Origin of the sequence: Duganella rhizosphaerae, from assembly GCF_040364205.1 — a bacterium.
GTDB lineage: Bacteria > Pseudomonadota > Gammaproteobacteria > Burkholderiales > Burkholderiaceae_D > Rugamonas > Rugamonas rhizosphaerae.
This window is the reverse complement of record NZ_BPWK01000002.1, coordinates 638,803-656,117: the sequence shown is the minus strand read 5'-3', so window position 1 is coordinate 656,117 and position 17,315 is coordinate 638,803. Positions and strand designations below refer to the sequence as shown.

10 protein-coding genes are annotated in these 17,315 nt (G+C 65.1%); 1 reads left to right on the top strand and 9 read right to left on the bottom strand.

The genetic code is table 11. From position 1 onward, the window contains the following. Window positions 1-15 precede the first annotated feature (15 nt). The 9 genes from RUGAMON1_RS06680 to RUGAMON1_RS06640 all read right to left on the bottom strand — a co-directional run bounded on the left by RUGAMON1_RS06680 (window position 16) and on the right by RUGAMON1_RS06640 (window position 16,920). Window positions 16-2,976, bottom strand: a complete 2,961-nt coding sequence (locus RUGAMON1_RS06680) for a TonB-dependent receptor (protein ID WP_445229752.1) — start codon at window positions 2,974-2,976, stop codon at window positions 16-18. A 340-nt stretch (window positions 2,977-3,316) separates the two neighbouring features. Then, a complete protein-coding gene (locus RUGAMON1_RS06675; protein WP_445229751.1) occupies window positions 3,317-4,459 on the bottom strand; it encodes a sugar ABC transporter permease in 1,143 nt (380 codons plus the stop codon). Window positions 4,460-4,464: 5 nt separating this feature from the next. Continuing rightward, window positions 4,465-5,988, bottom strand: a complete 1,524-nt coding sequence (gene xylG / locus RUGAMON1_RS06670; protein ID WP_445229750.1) for a D-xylose ABC transporter ATP-binding protein — start codon at window positions 5,986-5,988, stop codon at window positions 4,465-4,467. 58 nt (window positions 5,989-6,046) lie between these two features. Next, on the bottom strand, window positions 6,047-7,051 hold the full coding sequence (gene xylF / locus RUGAMON1_RS06665) for a D-xylose ABC transporter substrate-binding protein (protein WP_445229749.1): 1,005 nt from the start codon (window positions 7,049-7,051) through the stop codon (window positions 6,047-6,049). A gap of 47 nt (window positions 7,052-7,098) precedes the next feature. Beyond that, a complete protein-coding gene (locus tag RUGAMON1_RS06660) occupies window positions 7,099-8,871 on the bottom strand; it encodes an IlvD/Edd family dehydratase (RefSeq protein WP_445229748.1) in 1,773 nt (590 codons plus the stop codon). Next, window positions 8,868-10,814 (bottom strand): D-xylose 1-dehydrogenase, encoded by a 1,947-nt coding sequence (gene xylB / locus RUGAMON1_RS06655; protein WP_445229888.1) that lies wholly within the window; start codon window positions 10,812-10,814, stop codon window positions 8,868-8,870. Before xylB ends, RUGAMON1_RS06660 begins: the two co-directional genes overlap by 4 nt. Window positions 10,815-10,946: 132 nt before the next feature. After that, the gene (locus RUGAMON1_RS06650; protein WP_445229747.1) at window positions 10,947-12,185 is read right to left on the bottom strand and encodes a XylR family transcriptional regulator; all 1,239 of its coding nucleotides are present in this window, start codon (window positions 12,183-12,185) and stop codon (window positions 10,947-10,949) included. Between the two features lie 117 nt (window positions 12,186-12,302). Continuing rightward, window positions 12,303-15,647: a GDSL-type esterase/lipase family protein gene (locus RUGAMON1_RS06645; protein WP_445229746.1), complete on the bottom strand. Its 3,345-nt coding sequence runs from the start codon at window positions 15,645-15,647 to the stop codon at window positions 12,303-12,305. Window positions 15,648-15,750: 103 nt separating this feature from the next. Then, window positions 15,751-16,920, bottom strand: a complete 1,170-nt coding sequence (locus tag RUGAMON1_RS06640) for an MFS transporter (protein ID WP_445229745.1) — start codon at window positions 16,918-16,920, stop codon at window positions 15,751-15,753. A 114-nt stretch (window positions 16,921-17,034) separates the two neighbouring features. Between RUGAMON1_RS06640 and RUGAMON1_RS06635 the strand changes: the two genes are divergently transcribed. After that, entirely contained in the window at window positions 17,035-17,289 is a 255-nt protein-coding gene (locus RUGAMON1_RS06635) for a hypothetical protein (protein ID WP_445229744.1), read from the top strand. Window positions 17,290-17,315: the final 26 nt, after the last annotated feature.

Genomic DNA, 17,315 nt, shown 5'->3' with positions numbered 1-17,315 from the left:
AAAGCCTTTCGTGGTTTAGAAGTCGTAGCTCAGTTTCGCGACCACGCGGCGACCGGTCTTGAACCATGCACGCCCCATCATGCCGGTCGATTGCTGCATCAGCTGCTTGTAGGTCGTATCAGTCAGGTTCTGCGCTTCCAGGCCGAGTTGCACCTTGTCGGTGAGTTTGTAGAACACCGACGCATCCAGCTGGCCGTACGAATCCGACCAGGTAGGCAACGCCCAGGCGACATTGGTCTGGCCGTAGGTCGGGCTGGCCGGATTGCTATCCAGGCCATCACCACCCTTGGTGCCGTTGACGTTCACGCCTTGCAGCGACTTGGAGCGCCAGTTGTACGCCAGTCGTGCTGACACCGGGCCTTTGTCATACAGCAGCGCCAGATTGTACGATTGACGCGACAGGTTCTCCAGCGGCAGGTTGCCGAAGGTGGTGCCGTTGGTGTCGCAGCCGTTCAGGTTCAGGTTGACATTGGTGGCGCTGTCGCCGCCGGTGCAATACTTCGAGTACACCGGGTTATACAGATCGCGCTTGCTGTCGACGAAGGTGAAGTTGGCCTGCATGCCAAGGCCGGACAATGCGCCAGGCAGCTTGTCGAAGTACTGCTGGAAGGCCAGCTCCACGCCGCGGGCATGGCCCTTGGCGCCGTTGATCGGGCCTGTCACCGTGAAGTTCTGCGCCTTGCCGGTCGCGTCGGTCAGCTGGTAGTTGTAGACCTGCTTGATGATGACGTCTTTCAGATTCTTGTTGAACACCGCTGCGGTGAACGAACCGGTCGGCGCGAAGTACCACTCCATCGTCAGGTCGATCTGCTTGGAGGTGGTTGGACGCAGGTTGGGATTACCCGAGCCGGTACCGCTTTGGTCCAGGCTGCGGACGGTGGTGACGCCGTTGACCGTCAACGTATCCGCCGTCTGCGACAGCGAGGTATAAGCCTGCAGATCGCTGAAGTCGGGACGGGACAGCGCCGACGACGCGGCAAAGCGGAACTGCAGCGTGTCGGAGGCCTTCAGGCGCAGGTTCAGGCTAGGCAGGAAGTTGTGGTAGGAGTTGTCGAAATCCTGCGCCTTCGCGAACGGCGCGATGACCGGGATCGGAATGCCCAGCGTGGCGCCGGTCGGTGCGGTCGACTTGAACACGGTGTAGCCGTGCGCGGTCGAATCGGTTTGCACATAACGCAGGCCGATGTTGCCATCCACAGGATACTTCAACTTGTCCCAGCCGAAGCGCAGCTGGCCATACAGCGCCTTGGTCTTTTCCGTCTGCTCGTTGGTGCCGGCGGGATCGGTGCCGAAGGTGGCCGGCGTCCATGGCGAGCAGGTATTGCCTTTTTCCGCGCACAGGATGTCGTGGTAGGTATGCAGCGCGGCATAGCTGCTTGGATAGCCCTGCGCCAGCGAGGCGTTCGGGAACACCACCGACGGTACGGAAACGCCGCCGTTGAAGAAGTTATTGAAGCTATGCAGATTGGTGTTGCCGGCGAAGCGAGGATCGCCCAGGTAGGCCAGGTGCGAAATCTCGCCCTGCCATGGCTGGGTGATGGGCGACCAGTTATAGTCGGGATTGGATTTCACCGTCGTCGCCGAGCGGTCCGTCAGGCGCACACCGAAGCGCACGTCGCGCAGCACCGGATGATCGAAGTCGTACTTGACGTCGGTCTTCCACGCGGTTTCATTGGCCTTGCTCTGGTCCAGGTGTTCCATGGTGAACGCCCAGTAGTAGTTGTTCGGATTGGCCAGGTAGGCGCGGTCCGCGTCGCTGAAGATCAGCTTAGGCACGCTGCCGGTCAGGTCCAGCTGCTCCTTCGGCATCTGCACGCCGGTCGCCACGGTGGAATCGAGGCTGTTGGTCTTGGCCTTGATGTGCTGCACGTCGGTGGTGACGGTCCAGCTGTCATGACGCCAGCGCAGGTTCCACGACAGGTCGGTGGTTTCCGACTTGCGGTTGGCGCCGCGGGTATCGTCACCGAAATTGATGCCGGCGCCGGAGGAATCGGTCAGCGTTCCGGTCAGCAGCGCGCCTTTCGAATTAAAGGTCGAATCCGGGGAGAGACGGATGTTGTACGGGCTCGATTGCGCGAAGATCGCCTGCTCATCCCATGTCATCTCATACTTCGATTTGAAGTAGGTCAGGGAACTGGACCAGTCATCCTTCTTCCATTGCAGCGCACCGTAGGCGCCTTCGCGCTTGCGGTTGAATTCCAGCGTACGCCATTGAGCGCCCTTCGGTGCGTAGACCGAATTGCCGTTCGCGTCTTTCAGCGGATAGTAAGGCTCGACCTGGAAGGCGTCGGTGCGGGTAGCGCTTTCCGAGTAGGCCAGATCGAGCAGCGCGCCGACTTCACCGACCGGGGTTTTCCAGCGGTTGGACACCAGGCCGGAATACGATGGCGAGGTCTTGCCCTTCTTCAGTTCCGACCAGGTGCGGTCAGCCGAGACGGCGGCCTTGAAGCCCTTGTAATCGAACGGCATCGCGGTGCGCAGGTTCACCAGGCCGCCGACGGCGCCCTCGATCTGTTCGGCCGACGGGTTCTTGTAGATGTCGACGCCGGCCACCAGCTCCGGCGGCACGTCTTCGAAGTTCAGCGAACGGCCGCCGTTGGCGGAGAACGAATCGCGGCCATTGAGCTCGGAGCGCACATAGCTCAAGCCGCGAATCGATACGCCAGAGCCTTCGACCGAGAAGTGCTCCGGATCGCCCTTGGACATGGTGCGGTCGATGGTCACGCCCACGATGCGCTGCAACACTTCCGTCACCGAGCGGTCCGGCAGCTTGCCGATGTCGTCGGCGACGATGGAATCGACGATTTCATCGGAATTCTGCTTGATCTTCTGCGCCGATTGCAGCGCCGCGCGCTGGCCGGTCACCACCACCGTCGCGCCGGTATCGGTAGGGGTGGTTTGTGCGAACGCCACGCCCGACATGGATGCCATCTGGGCCAGGCCCAACGCGATCGCTGTTTTCTTAAACTGTTTCATCTATGCTCTCCGGAGTTATACGAATTATTCATGGCTCTTTGGCCATCTGTTACGGGTGTTTTTTTCAGGCGAACGGGTTCGCAGGCGCTGAATAGCGCAGGGTTGTCATCGTCATTTGATAGTGTCTCGCTCTTGGTTTTTTTTATCGTTATGGCTTACTGGCGGGGTGCCAGGTCATACGATGTTATGAGACCATTTTGCAAGTTACGCCAACTGGCCGCAATTGCGAAATTCACCAAGCGGGAGAATGATAATCAGCAAGCGTAGCGTCGATCAGACAACGTAGCCGCAGAAGTGGCGCGGTCCGGCCCAGTGAGCGTTATGGACCGCGCGAAAAACATCAACGACGGCCGGAGCGCGTCGCCACGTCGACCCAGACAGCCAGCGTCAGGATGCAGCCCTTGACGATCATCTGCCAATAGGTGTCCACGTCCAGCATGGACATGCCGTTATCCAGGCTGGCCATGACCAGCGCGCCGATCAAGGCGCCGTAGACGGTGCCGGAGCCGCCGCGCATCGAGGTGCCGCCGATGAAGCAGGCCGCGATCGCATCGAGCTCGCCCGAGGTGCCGGCCGACGGCGAACCGGCCGCCAGCCGCGCCGTGTTGACCAGGCCCGCCAAGGCGCACATCAGGCCCATGATCCCGAAGATCCACAGCTTCACCGCCTGCACGTTCACGCCGGACAGGCGGGTCGCCTCCATATTGCTGCCCACCGCGTAGATGCGGCGGCCGAACACGGTCTGCGTGGCGACGTAGCTGAAGGCGCCCAGCAGCACCAGCAGCAACAGCACCGGCAGCGGTATGCCCTCATAGCTGTTCAGCGTCCTCACGAAGGCGAACAGCACCGCGCCGATGGCGGCCAGGCGCACGCCGTCGCGCCACATCGGCGGCACCGGCAGGCCGTGGCGGCCCAGGTTCAGGCGCTGGCGCCAGGTCAGCACGGCCGCCAGCGCGAACAGCACCACGCCCAGCGTCACGCCCAGCTCCGGCGACAGATAGCCCTGCCCCACCTGCACCATCGCTTCCGACACCGGCGCCACCGTCACGCCGTCCGTCACGCCCAGCACGATGCCGCGATAGGCCAGCATGCCGCCCAGGCCCACGATGAAGGACGGTATGCCCGCATACGCCGTCAGGTAGCCGTTGAACAGGCCTAGCAGCAGGCCGCAGGCCAGCACCGCCGCCACCGTCACCGGCAGCGGCATGTGGTGCGTGACGTCGAGCACCGCCGCCACGCCGCCCAGCAGGCCTAGCAGCGAGCCTACCGACAGGTCGATCTCGCCGGAGATGATGACGAAGGCCATGCCGCAGGCGACCACGCCGGTCACCGACATCTGCCGCATCAGGTTGGACAGGTTGCGCGCCGAGATGAAGCCGCCCTCGGTCTTCCAGCTGAAGAAGCTCCAGATGATGGCGATGGCGATCAGCAGCGCCAGGATTTTATACTGCGTGAACAGTTGTTTGAGTTTGTTGGTATGCATGGTCACTATGAATGATCGAGCGCCGCAGAGAGCAGCATTTCCTGGGTCAGGTCCTGGTTGATGAAGTCTCCGCGCAGCCGGCCTTCGCCCATCACCAGCACGCGGTCGGACACGCCCAGCACTTCGGCCAGTTCCGACGACACCATGATGATGGACACGCCCTGGCTGGCCAATTCCAGCATCAGCTTGTAGATCTCGTACTTGGCGCCGACGTCCACGCCGCGCGTGGGCTCGTCCAGTATCAGCACCTTGGGCCGCGTCAGCAGCATCTTGGACAGCACCGCCTTTTGCTGGTTGCCGCCGGAGAGCGAGGTAATCGGCAGGAAGGGGCTGGCCGTCTTCAATCCCAGCCGCGCGATTTCCTCGCTGACGGTTTTCAGCTCGGCCTCGCGGTCGATGCGGGTGAAGCGCGCGTAGCGGCCCAGCACCGACAGCGTGATGTTCTGGCCCACGTCCAGGTCGCGGATGATGCCGTGCTGCTTGCGGTCCTCCGGCACCAGCGCCAGCCCGGCGCGGATGGCCTTGAGCGGCGTGCGGGTATCGATCTTCTCGCCGTTGAGCCACACCTCGGCCTCGCAGCGGCCGTTGTAGGCGCCGAACAGCGCGGACACCAGCTCCGTGCGGCCCGCGCCCACCAGCCCCGCGATGCCGAGGATCTCGCCCCGGCGCAGCGTGAAGGAGACGTTGTCGACCTTCCTGCGGTCCGGTTTCTCGGTGTCGTAGCACACCACGTTGCGGGCTTCGAACATCACCTCGCCCTGCGTGCGCTCCAGTTTCGGGTATAACTGGTTCATCTCGCGCCCCACCATCTGCGCGATGATCTGCCGCACGTCCATCTGCTGCATCGGCGTGGTGGCGATATGCTTGCCGTCGCGGATGACGACGATGGTGTCGCAGATCGCTTCCACTTCATCGAGCTTGTGCGAGATATAGACGCAGGCCACGCCCTTGGCTTTCAGGCCGCGGATGATCTCCAGCAGCACTTCGATCTCCGACGTCGTCAGCGACGATGAGGGTTCGTCCAGGATCAGAAGGCGCGCGTTCTTGTTGAGCGCCTTGGCGATTTCGATCAGCTGCTGGTGGCCGCCGCCGTAGTTCATTACCGGCAGCACCACGTTGACGTCGTTGAGCTTCAGTTCCTTGAGCAGGGTCTCGGCGCGCTGGTTCATGGCCGGGTAGTCCATGCGGCCGCCGGGCAGCGTGATCTCGTTGCCGAGGAAGAGATTCTCCGTCACCGACAATTCGGGCACCAGCATCAGCTCCTGGTGGATGATGACGATGCCGGCCGCTTCGCTTTCGCGTATCGATTGCGCCTTCAGCGGCTGGCCGTCCATCAGGATCTCGCCGTCCCAGGTGCCGTGCGGGTAGACGGCGGACAGTACTTTCATCAGGGTCGATTTGCCGGCGCCGTTCTCGCCGCACAAACCGATGCACTCGCCGGGCCTGACTTGCAGGTCGATGCCGTCGAGCGCGGGGACACCGCCGAATTTCTTGACGATGCCCTTCATTTCTAGCAAATAGCCGGACATACGGGTTCTCGCAAAGGTGAGGTGCGGGAACCCGTGGAACGCGTCCCCGCCAGAGGAATTACTTGGCCGCGAGTTGGGCCTTGGTGTAGAAACCATCGGTGACCACCAGGTCGATATTCGCCTTGGTCAGCATGGTCGGTTTCAGCAGCAGCGTGCTGACCTGCTTGAAACCGTTCTGATACTCAGCGTTGTAGGCCGGCTTCTCATTGCGCACCAGCTGGATCGACAGCTTGGCCGCTTCGGAAGCGATCAGCTTCAACGGCTTGTACACCGTCATGGTCTGCGAGCCGGCGATCACGCGCCGCACCGCCGCCAGATCCGCGTCCTGCCCGGACACGGCCACCTTGCCATCGAGCTTCTGCGAAGCCAGCGCCTGGATCGCGCCGCCGGCGGTCGCATCGTTCGACGCCACCACCGCATCGAGCTTGTTGCCGTTGGCGGTCAGCGCGTTTTCAACGATGGACATGGCCTCGGCCGGATTCCAGTCCTTGACCCACTGCTTGCCCACCACCTTGATATCGCCCTTGTCGATCAGCGGTTGCAGCACCTTGAGCTGGCCCTCGCGCAGCATCTTGGCGTTGTTGTCGGTCGGAGCACCGCCCAGCAGGTAGAAATTACCCTTCGGTTTGACAGCCACCACACCCTGCGCCTGCATCTCGCCAACCAGCTTGTTATCGAAGGAAATGTAAGCGTCGATGTCGGCGTTGAGGATCAGGCGGTCGTAGGAAACCACCTTGATCTTGGCCTTCTTGGCCTCGCGCACCGCGTTGTTCAGCACCGTGGCGTTGTAAGGCACGATCACCAGCACATCGACACCGCGCGAAATCAGGTTCTCGATCTGCGCGATCTGACGCTGCTCGCTGGCGTCGGCCGACTGCACATAGACCTTGGCGCCCTGCTGCTCGGCGGCGGCGACGAAGTAATCGCGATCGCGCGCCCAGCGCTCCAGCCGCAGGTCGTCGATGGAAAAGCCGATTTTCGGGTTCTTGGCGTCAGCCATGGCGTTCCCGCCGGCGCACACCAGCATGACGGCGACTGCCGCCGCGCTCAGTAATTTCTTCATTGTTACGGTCTCCTGTTTGTTCGGTGGATCTTTGTCCAACTAGTTCACTAATGATTATGGCGAGCCTGGTTATTGGCCACTCCGCGATATGGTACAGCCAGTTCCATGCAGGCGCCGTTTTCCATTTGTCCCACGGTGCTGCGGTAGATTTCCTGCCATGGCGTCTGGCTGGCGGGAATGGCCGGAATGCCGTCCTTCTTGCGCTCCTCCCACTCCGCCTCGCCGACCTGCACATCGCAGCGGCCGGCGTTCAAATCGACGCGGATACGGTCGCCGGTACGCAGCCAGGCAAGGCCGCCGCCGACCGCGCTCTCCGGCGACGCGTTCAGTATCGACGGGCTGTCCGAGGTGCCGGACTGGCGGCCGTCGCCCAGCGTCGGCAAGGCATTGATGCCGCGCTTGACCAGCGCATCGGGCGGCTGCATGTTGACCACTTCGGCCGAACCGGGCCAGCCTATCGGCCCGGCGCCGCGTATCACCAGCATACAGTCTTCGTCGATGTTCAATGCCGGATCGTTGATGCGGGCGTGATAATCGCCGGAGCCGTCGAATACGATGGCGCGACACTCGAAGATATTCTCGCTGCCCGGCGTGCTCAGATAGCGGGCGCGGAAGGCGTCCGAAATCACGCTGGTTTTCATGATCGCGAAATCGAACAGGTTGCCCTTCAGGACGAAGAAGCCCGCATCCTTCTTCAACGGCTGGTCGAAGGCGTAGATCACTTCGCGGTCATTCGTCTCGCGGCCGGCCAGGTTGTCGCGCATGCTGCGGCCGGTGACGGTAGGACGGTCCGAGCGCAGCATGCCCTGCTGCTCCAGCTCCCACATGATGGCCGGCACGCCGCCGGCGCGATGGAAGCGCTCGCCGAGGAATTTGCCGGCCGGCTGCATGTTCAGCAGCAGCGGCACGGCATGGCCGTACTCCATCCAGTCGCTCGAATGCAGTTCGACGCCGGCATGGCGTGCCATCGCCATGATGTGCTGCTGGGCGTTGGTGGAGCCGCCGATGGCGGCGTTGACCACGATCGCATCGAGGAACGCTTCCCGGTTCAGGATACTGGAAGGCTTGATATCCAGCCGCGCCATCTCGACGATGCGCCTGCCGGTTTCATATGCCATCTGCCCCCGTTCACGATACGGCGCGGGGATCGCCGAGCAGCCGGTCAGCGACATGCCCAGCGCCTCGGCCATCGCGTTCATGGTGGAGGCGGTGCCCATGGTGTTGCAGTGTCCCGCCGACGGCGCCGAGGCGGCGGCGATCTGCAGGAATTTTTCATTGTCGATCTCACCGGCAGCCAGCTGCCGGCGGCCCTTCCAGATCGCGGTGCCGGAACCCGCCAGTTCGCCTTCGAACCAACCGTCCAGCATCGGCCCGCCGGACAGCACGATGGCGGGAATATCCACCGTCGATGCCGCCATCAGCTGCGCGGGCGTGGTCTTGTCGCAGCCGGTGGTCAGCACCACGGCGTCGATCGGATAGCCGTGCAGGATTTCCACCAGCCCGAGGTAGGCCAGGTTGCGGTCGATGGCGGCGGTCGGACGGCGGCAGTTTTCAAAGATCGGATGCAGCGGGAACTCCATCGCGATGCCGCCCGCATCGCGGATGCCGTCGCGCACGCGCTTGGCCAGCTCCAGGTGGATGCGGTTACAGGGGCTGATGTCGCTGCCGCTCTGCGCGATGCCGATGATGGGACGGCCGGAACGCAGTTCCTCCGGCGTGATCCCGTAGTTCATGAAGCGCTCCAGGTACAGCGCCGTCATGTCGATATGGTCGGGATTGTCGAACCAATCCTGCGAGCGGTAGCGGCGCGGAGTACTCATGCGCCGTACCAGCCCGCGTCGACGAAGTAATCGCGCCCGGTGCAGCGGCCGGCGTTGTCCGACGCCAGGAACAGCGCCAGTGCGGCCACGTCGTCCACCTGCACCCGCTGCGGCAGGCATTGGCCGGCCAGGATGCGCGCTTCCTCTTCCGGCGTGTGCCACAAGGCTTCCTGGCGCGGCGTGCGCACCGCGCCGGGGATGATGCAGTTGACGCGGACGTTCTGCGGACCGAGGTCGCGCGCCAAGCCGCGCGTCATGCCCTCGATGGCGGCTTTGGCCGTCATGTACAGGGTCAGCTCAGGCAACGCCAGGTGCCACGAGATCGAACCGAAGTTCAGGATCACGCCACCGCCGCGCTGCTGCATGCCGCCGGCGACAGCCTTGGCGCAGAAGTACTGGTGCCGCAGGTTGACGGCCATGCGCTCGTCCCAGTATTCCGGGCTGACGTCGGCCAGCTTGTGGCGGTCGTCGTTGGCGGCGTTGTTGATCAGTACATCGACCGGGCCGATGCTGTTGAAGGCTGCGGCCACCGCATCGAGATCGGTCAGGTCGCAGCGCACGAAGGACGGCGGCGCCGCCATTTTCGACAAGCGGCCTTGCAGCGCCAGCGAGTCTTCTTCGGCGATGTCGAGGAAGTGCACCTTCGCGCCCTGCTGCGCAAATGCCTCCACCATGCCCGCGCCGATGCCGCTGCCACCACCGGTGATGACCACGCGCTTGCCGGCCAGGCTGGGATAGATCGCCTGCTGCACCCTGGTCTGCAGGGCTGGCGCAACGCGCATCGCGGCCGCACCGCGCGCCCGGCTCAGCAAGGCCCGCACGCCAAACGTCCAGGGCGCGATGGTATCGCTGCGCTGCACGTGGTTGACCAACGCGCCCAGCGACGGCGTCGAGATGCTGACGCGATCACCCAGGTGGTGCGTGAAGCCGCCGCCGGCGGTATCGCGGTCCTTGATCGGCGAGAACATCGTGCCGAGGAAGAGCATGAAGCCGTCCGGGTATTGATGGTGGCGGCCGCAGACCTGGCTCACCAGGTCGAGCGGATCGCGGCTGATCTCGCGCATGCGGCTGGCGCCGGCCAGGTGGAAGCCATCGTCCATGCCTTCGATCAGCATGCTCAATTCCGCGTTGCGGATGGTGTCGATGGTGAAGTGTTCATCGAACAGGCGGATGAACGGGCCGATGGCGCAGGAGCCGTTGTTGTCCTTGGCCTTGCCCAGCAAGAGCGCGCTGCGGCCTTCGATGTCGCGCAGGTTGACGTCGTTGCCCAGCGTGGCGCCCTGCACGCGCGCCTGGCTGTTGACGGCAAGGACGATCTCCGGCTCCGGGTTGTTCCATTTCGAATCCGGATGCAGGCCGACGTCCGCGCCCTGCCCCACCGCCGACATGGGCTGCGACTTGGAGAACACCTCGGCGTCCGGGCCGATGCCCACTTCCATGTACGGCGACCACAGGCCGCGTTCGATCAGGTCCGCCTTCAGCCGCGCCGCTTCCGGCGAACCGGGACGGATGGCCGACAAATCGGAACCGATGATGGCCTGGATTTCCGCGCGCAGCGCGCTGGCGCGGGAGGCGTCGCCACCGGCCTGCTCTTCGATCACGCGCTCCAGCAGGCTGACGGCGAAGGTGACGCCGCAGGCCTTGATCGCTTGCAGGTCGCACGGCGCCAGCAGGCGGGGCATGCCGATATGAGCGCCGGCGAAGGCCTTGCCATCCAGCGCGTGCGCCATCAGCTGCCGCACGCTGCCCAGCGATTCGCCGGGTGCGCTGCGGGCGATGTCGAGGACATCGTCGCGCTCCAGCAGGTCGGACATGGTGGGGGCGTGGCCGGTGATGTCGAACACCTCGCCGTTGCGGACGGCCACCACGCAAGGCCCGTCGATGACGCCATCGCGCCAGACACGGCCCACCAGGACTGCCCGTTCGATATCGTCGGGCAGCATCGTTTTCACATTATTTTCCAAGGTCTCTCTCTCCAAGCTGGCAAGCAAACTGCGTGGAGGATTTTGACCCGATTCCCCAGTGACGGCAATTATGAAACTCACCAATCACGGTCATGTTTTACGCGTCCGCGCTCAGGCGACGCTGCGCAGGTCGGCCACGGCGGCGCCGTCGTCGGCGCCGTGGTCAACTTTCTCGTCGGCGCCGCCCTGCATCGCCCGGTCCTGGTAGGCGCGCGGCGTGCAGCCCAGCTCCCGCTTGAACACCGCGTGCATATACTGCACCGACGTGAAGCCGCAGCTGAGCGCCACGTCGGCGATGCTGCGCTCCCCGCGCGCCAGGATCTCGGTGGCGGCATCGAGCTTGAAGCGCAGGATCACGTCATGCACGCTGCAATCGAGCTCCTGGCGGAAGTAGGATTCCAGCGACGAGCGCGAAATGCCCACGTACTCGGCCACCTGGTGGGTCTTGATGCCCTGGCAGGCGTACTGGCGGATGAAGTGGCGCGCCCGCATCACGTGCGGATGCTTGGGCGCTTCGTGGCGGGTCGAGGTCAGCACGTTGATGCCGACCGGCGGCACCAGGATGCGCGTGCCGCCCAGGCGCACGCCGTGCAGCATCTGGTCCAGCAGGTGGGCGGCGGTGCGGCCCATCTCCTGCGCGCCCTGGATCACGGAGCTGAGCGGAATGCGCGTGAGCATGCGCGCCAGCGGGTCGTTGTCGATGCCGATCAGCGCCACCTGCTCCGGCACCTCGATGCCGGCCATGATGCAGGCCTGCAGCAGCTGGCGCGCGCGGGCGTCGGTGACGGCGATGATGCCGACCGGCTTGGGCAGGCTGTGCAGCCACTTGATCTGCTGCTCCACCGCCTCGTCCCAGGACGGCGCGCTGGTGCCCAGGCCGCGGTAGATCTGCGGCTCCATCTTGTCCTTGCGCATCAGCGTGCGGAAGGCGGTCTCGCGTTCCTGCGCCCAGCGGTTCTCCTGCGCCTCCGGCAGGCTGAACATCGCGAAATTGCGCAGGCCGGCCTCGATCAGGTGATCGTGGGCCATCTTGATCAGCTTGAAGTTGTCGGTGGCGACGTAGGGCACGGCGTCCGGGTAGCTGCTGTCGTCGGCATAGGAGCCGCCCACCGCCACCACCGGGATGCGGCTGCGGCTGAGCGCGGCCGCCACGGCGGGATCGTCGAAATCGGCGATGATGCCGTCGCCCTGCCAGTGCTCGATGCCGGGCAGGCGCAGGCGGAAGTCTTCCTCCAGGAACAAATCCCAGGAGGCGCGGGTGCTGCTCAGGTGAGCGGCAATGCCGGCGATCACTTCGCGGTCAAAAATCTTGTTTGCGTTGAACAGCAACGCAATACGGTGGGACTTCATCGACATTTTCAACGACCTCAATCTCGGAACAACATGTCTCGACGCACCCTCTGCGTGATGCGCTGGGTATTGTGGCATGTTTCCGATCCCGTTCTGATGAAAAAGGCGAACTCGTCCCTATTTGGCGACAATCGGCTTGCCAGTCACTATGCCGCGACCCGCCGTGCTCATGTACACAACACCGTAGGTATTGGCGTCTCCGATAACGAATTGGGCATCGCCCGGACCGCCGTATTGATGATTATCGTCATTAATCCTCGTCCAGCTGGCGCCGCTGTCGTCGGAGCGGAACACGCCGCGCACGCTATCCACCGAGCCCCAGATATACACCGCCGGATAATCCGCGCCCGGCGCGGCCTTGCCGAAGCCCACCGCCGCCGCGTAGCCGACATTGGCGAGCCTGGCGAAGCTGGCGCCGGAATCGGTGGAGCGCGCCAGGCCGCCGTCATACAGCGCGACCCAGACGTCGCCTTCCCTGCCGGGCGCGGCCCGCACGACCGGCGATCCCTTGGCGCCGCCCACGGCGCCAGCGGCGGCGAAGCTGGCGCCGGCGTCGGTGCTAACCAGCATGACGGCGCCGCTGAGCGCGTAGAACTTGCCGGCGTTGACCGGATCGGCCACCGGCCGCGCGCCGTTCAGGCCCCTGACGGCGCTCCAGCTGTCGCCGCCGTCGGTGGAGTAGTAGCTGGTGGCGGATTTTTCCGGACTGTGCACGATCACCTTGCCGTCCGCGCTCAAGGCCAGCTGCCCCTGCTTGCCGTGCATGCCGGCGGTCTTGTTCCAGCTCACGCCCATGTCGCGCGACACATACATCGCGCTGCCGACGCGCGCCAGCACGTTCGGCTTGGCGGCCGCGTAGTCCAGCCCCCAGGTGGTGCCCATGGTCGGCGTGTGGATCGGCGCGTAGCTGCTCACGTCGGTGTGACGGAAGCCGTCGTAGTCGCCGATGGCCGAGACGACCGGGCCGCCGGGAATGCTGACGATATTGAGCGGCACGGATTCCTCCAGCCCCGCGTCCTCGAACTTCCACACCGCCGGCGCGGCATGGATGTCGGTCGATTTGAAAATGCCGTTGCCCGACACCACCATCACGGTGCGCGTGTCGAAGGGATCGAACTCGATGCTGGAGGTCCAGTGCATGAAGCTGCCCGCGATCCAGCTCACGCCGTTGGGATCTATCCGCACGCCCTGGTCGACGATGCTGTTCCAGTGCTTGCCGCCGTCCAGCGTTTCAAAGAACCGGTCGCCCATCGTGCCGGGCTTGCCGTAGTAGTTGGTGGTGGAGACGATCATGCGGTCCTGGTTGGCCGGATCGACCGTGATGCCGCCGTAGGCGCGGTTCAGCGGCGGCGAGATATCGCTCCAGGTGCCGGCGGCGATATCGTACTTCCATACCGCGCCCCGCTCCATGCCTTCGCCGTGCGCCACATCGCCCCACGGGCCGGCGCCCTTGGCGTAGACCACCACCAGGCTGCCCTTGGCCAGCACCGCGCGCTGCGGCATCAGCCCGCTGGGGCCGCCGCTCAATGCGCTGAAGGTCTTGCCGCCGTCGCCGGACAGGTAGAGATTGGCGCCAACCGAGCCAAAGCGCGAGACGCCGGCGAAGATGCGCTGCGTGGCGCCGCCGGCCGCGCTGGCCGGGTCCAGCACGACGAAGCTCAGGCCGTTCTGGTTGGGCGTGGCCGCCACCGGCAAGCCGTCCAGGTGCCGCCAGCTCAGGCCTTCGTCCACGCTCTTGAACATGCCGTTGGCGCGGGTGCCGATGTAGAGGATCTTGCCGTCGACCGGATCGACTTGCAGCTTCTCGCCGTTGCCGCGCCCCATGCCGTTGCCGTGCACCTTGAACTGTTGGGTGACGTCGATCTGGGTGAAGCTGCGGCCGTAGTCGTTCGATTTCAGGATCGCGCTGGCCCCGCCGTTCAGGTAGCCGATGCCGGCCGACAGATAGACCTTGCCCGGCGCATTCGGATCGAGGGCGATGGACTCCACGCCCAGCAAGCCGGTCTGCTGGTCGGATACCCAGTCCAGCAACGGTATCCAGCGCCGGCCGGCGCCGTCCCAGCGATAGGCGCCGCCGACGTCGGTGCGGAGGTAGACCAGCCCCTTCTCGGTCTTGCTGGTGACGATGCCGGAAACATAACCGCTGCCGCCGATGGCGACGTTGTCCCACGCGTAGGCCGGGCCGCTCGCCATCAGCTTCGTCAGGGTCGGCGCCATGGCCTTGGCCCAGATTTCGTAGCCCTGCTCGTTCGGGTGCAGCAGGTCGGGCATGATGTCCTTCGACAGCGTGCCATCGGCCGCCAGGAACGCCTGGTTGATGTTCAGGTAGAAAACATGCTGGTTGTCGGCAAAGCCGGAGATGATGCCGTTGACCTTTTCGTTGATCTGGCGCAGCTCGTCGTCCGGCTTCTCGCCGCGCGGGAAAATCGCCAGCAGCAGGATCTTCGTGTTGGGCAGGCGCTGGCGCAGTTCGTCGATATTGCGCCGGATGCCGGCGGCGGTGGTGCGCGGATCCTCCCGCCGATGACCGGCGTTATTGGTGCCGAACATCAGCACCGCGACCTTGGGCGCCAGGCCGTCCACCTCGCCGTGCAGCAAGCGCCACAGCACGTTCTCGGTGCGGTCGCCGCCGAAACCCAGCGCCAGCCCGTGCATCGGCTTGTAGTTGCGCTCCCAGACCGGCGCGCCGCGCTTCTCCCAGCCCTCGGTGATCGAATCGCCGATGAACACCACTTCGGCCGTTTTACCCAGCGCCCGCGCTTCGGCCAGCTTCTGCTCGTGGCGCGGCGTCCACCACGCGATCGCCCAGGGTTCGTTCAGCTTGTCCGGCGTGACCGACACGGTCTTGTAGTCCGGACAGCTGGCATTGGGTACGCCGCTGGCCTGGTATCTGACATGGGCGACCGCCACCTCGCCGCTGCCGTTGCCGTCCAGCGTGAACGGTTGGGTGACGGCGCTGAAATCGTCGCCTTCGCGCGCGAAACAGCGCATCGAAAACACCACGTGCTGCCAGCCCTTGCCGGCCATGGCGCGCGCCGGCAACACGTAGGGCACGCTGCGGCCGCACCAGGTGCCGCAGCCGATCGCGAAGCTGATGCCGCCCTCCGCCATCTGCTTGACGTTGACATCCAGCGCCAGCACGCCGTCGGCCAGGTAGGGCCGCAGATCGACCGGAGCGCCGCCCTCCACGCGCAGGCTGGCGTACCAGCTGTCCTTGAAGCGCAGGCTCACGGCCTTGCCGTCCTGGCTGGCGCTGACGCGGCGCTTCGGCTCCTTGGCCGACGCCGGAGTGGCGGCGCTGGCGCCGTTCATGGTCACGTGCGTGTCGGGGTCGGCAAGGGTGATGTGCCAGGAAGGCGACGGACGGCCGGTGTAGATATCCAGGTCGGGCGTCGGCGCCGCCAGGGCGGAGGCCGACAGGGCGGCCAGGCACAGGGCCAGGCGCCAGCGAGTCAATTTCATGGGGGAATGTCTCATTTGAATTCTTGTGCGTATATTCTGCAAGCTCCCCCCGCATGCCGCAATTACGAAATTCACCAAGCCGGCCAATGATATTGGCGGCGCTTCAGCTGCCCAGCGATGTCTGCACGCGATACGACAACGGCAGCGTCAACAGCAGCAGCGCCGCCAGCGCCATCACCGCGACCGGCACGCCGGCCACATCGCCCAGCCGGCCGAACAGCACCGGCGCCAGCGCGCCGCCGCCGATGGTGCCGGTGTAGAAGCGGGCGAAAGCCTGCTCGCGCTTGCCCGCGCCGGCCAGCTCGGGCACGGTGCCGTACAACACCGACGAGGTGCCGTTCAGCGCCAGTCCCAGCAAAGGCAGCATGGCCATCATCGCCGTCAGCGGCAGCCACACCGACAGCAGGATCAACAGCGCCGTGGCGGACTCGGTGATCCACACCGTCTTCATCATGCCGATGCGCGCGCCCAGGTAGCCGCACAGCAGCTTGCCGAAGGCGCCGCCGACAAACAGCAGCGACAAGGCCAGGCCGATGCCGGCGGTGCCGGCGCCCTTGCTCTGCAACAGGAACGGCAAAAAGGTCAGGAAGCCCATGCGCACCGCGCTGTCGAGCACGCCGGTGGCGATCAGCGCGCGCAGCCCGCCGGCCGACCCCTTGCCGGCCACCACCTTGGCCGACGCCGCATGGTGGCGCGCCGACTCGGCCGCCGTCGGCAACAGCCACCACAGCAGCGCGGCCGCCGCCAGGCCCAGGCAGCCGATCAGCGTCACGCTGGCCTGCCAGCTCACCACCACCAGCAGCAGGCCGACCGCGCCCGGCACCAGCGTCTTGCCGATGTCGCCGGCAAAGTTGTATTGCGCCAGCGCCTCTTTCACGCCGCCGCCCGCCTCGTGCGTGTCGGTGACGATGGACGAGGCCAGCGGATGCTGGGTGCTGGCGCCCAGGCCGCCCAGCAGCAGGGAGATCAGCAGCACCGTCATGCCGCCGGCCAGGCCGGCGATCAGGTAGGCGACGCCGGCCAGCGCGGTGCCGCCGATCAGCATGTGCTCGCGGCCCCAGCGCCTGGCCATGCGGCTGGCCAGCAGCTGGAAGCCCGCCATCATGCCCGAGTAGGCGCCGCGCAACAGCCCCACCATCGCCAGGCTGATGGCAAATTGCGCCTGCCAGATCGGCAGCAGCACGTAGATCACGTCGGTCAGGCCGTCATGGATGGCATGGGCGCTGCAAGCGGCGATCAGCGAGCGCCGGCGGACATTCTGGGTATCGGTCATGGTCGGGTTTGTATCTGCGGTGCAGCGATTGTAAAGGATTGCAGAAACTGCGCGACATTACCGGTCCGGAGCGCGTACATTGGTGGCGTGACGCCAGCCATCAGGGAGGTAGCCGTGCCGACCAAGTACATCGACGACTATGAAGTGGAGATTTCAGCGGAACGCCTGGAGGGTTGCCGGCTGTGGGGCGCCTACGTCGCCGTGTTCGCGCCGTCCGCCACGCCCATGCATCGCCTGAACGTCAAGCGCAAACACCGGGTGGCGGTGATCCAACGGTTCGAGGACGCGGCCTCGGCCTGCGCCGCCGCGGAAGTGGCGGCACGCGATATCGTGGCCTCGATCAAGGCCGGCCCGACGGGACGCGGCTAGCGGCGGCCCCGTCCTTCCTTGCCGGT

Bases quoted from the DNA above. Each gene is read 5' to 3' on its own strand.
- RUGAMON1_RS06650 (WP_445229747.1), bottom strand. From the start codon at position 12,185: ATGAAGTCCCACCGTATTGCGTTGCTGTTCAACGCAAACAAGATTTTT.
- xylB (WP_445229888.1), bottom strand. From the start codon at position 10,814: ATGCTGCCCGACGATATCGAACGGGCAGTCCTGGTGGGCCGTGTCTGG.
- RUGAMON1_RS06640 (WP_445229745.1), bottom strand. From the start codon at position 16,920: ATGACCGATACCCAGAATGTCCGCCGGCGCTCGCTGATCGCCGCTTGC.
- RUGAMON1_RS06675 (WP_445229751.1), bottom strand. From the start codon at position 4,459: ATGCATACCAACAAACTCAAACAACTGTTCACGCAGTATAAAATCCTG.
- xylF (WP_445229749.1), bottom strand. From the start codon at position 7,051: ATGAAGAAATTACTGAGCGCGGCGGCAGTCGCCGTCATGCTGGTGTGC.
- RUGAMON1_RS06680 (WP_445229752.1), bottom strand. From the start codon at position 2,976: ATGAAACAGTTTAAGAAAACAGCGATCGCGTTGGGCCTGGCCCAGATG.
- RUGAMON1_RS06645 (WP_445229746.1), bottom strand. From the start codon at position 15,647: ATGAAATTGACTCGCTGGCGCCTGGCCCTGTGCCTGGCCGCCCTGTCG.
- xylG (WP_445229750.1), bottom strand. From the start codon at position 5,988: ATGTCCGGCTATTTGCTAGAAATGAAGGGCATCGTCAAGAAATTCGGC.
- RUGAMON1_RS06660 (WP_445229748.1), bottom strand. From the start codon at position 8,871: ATGAGTACTCCGCGCCGCTACCGCTCGCAGGATTGGTTCGACAATCCC.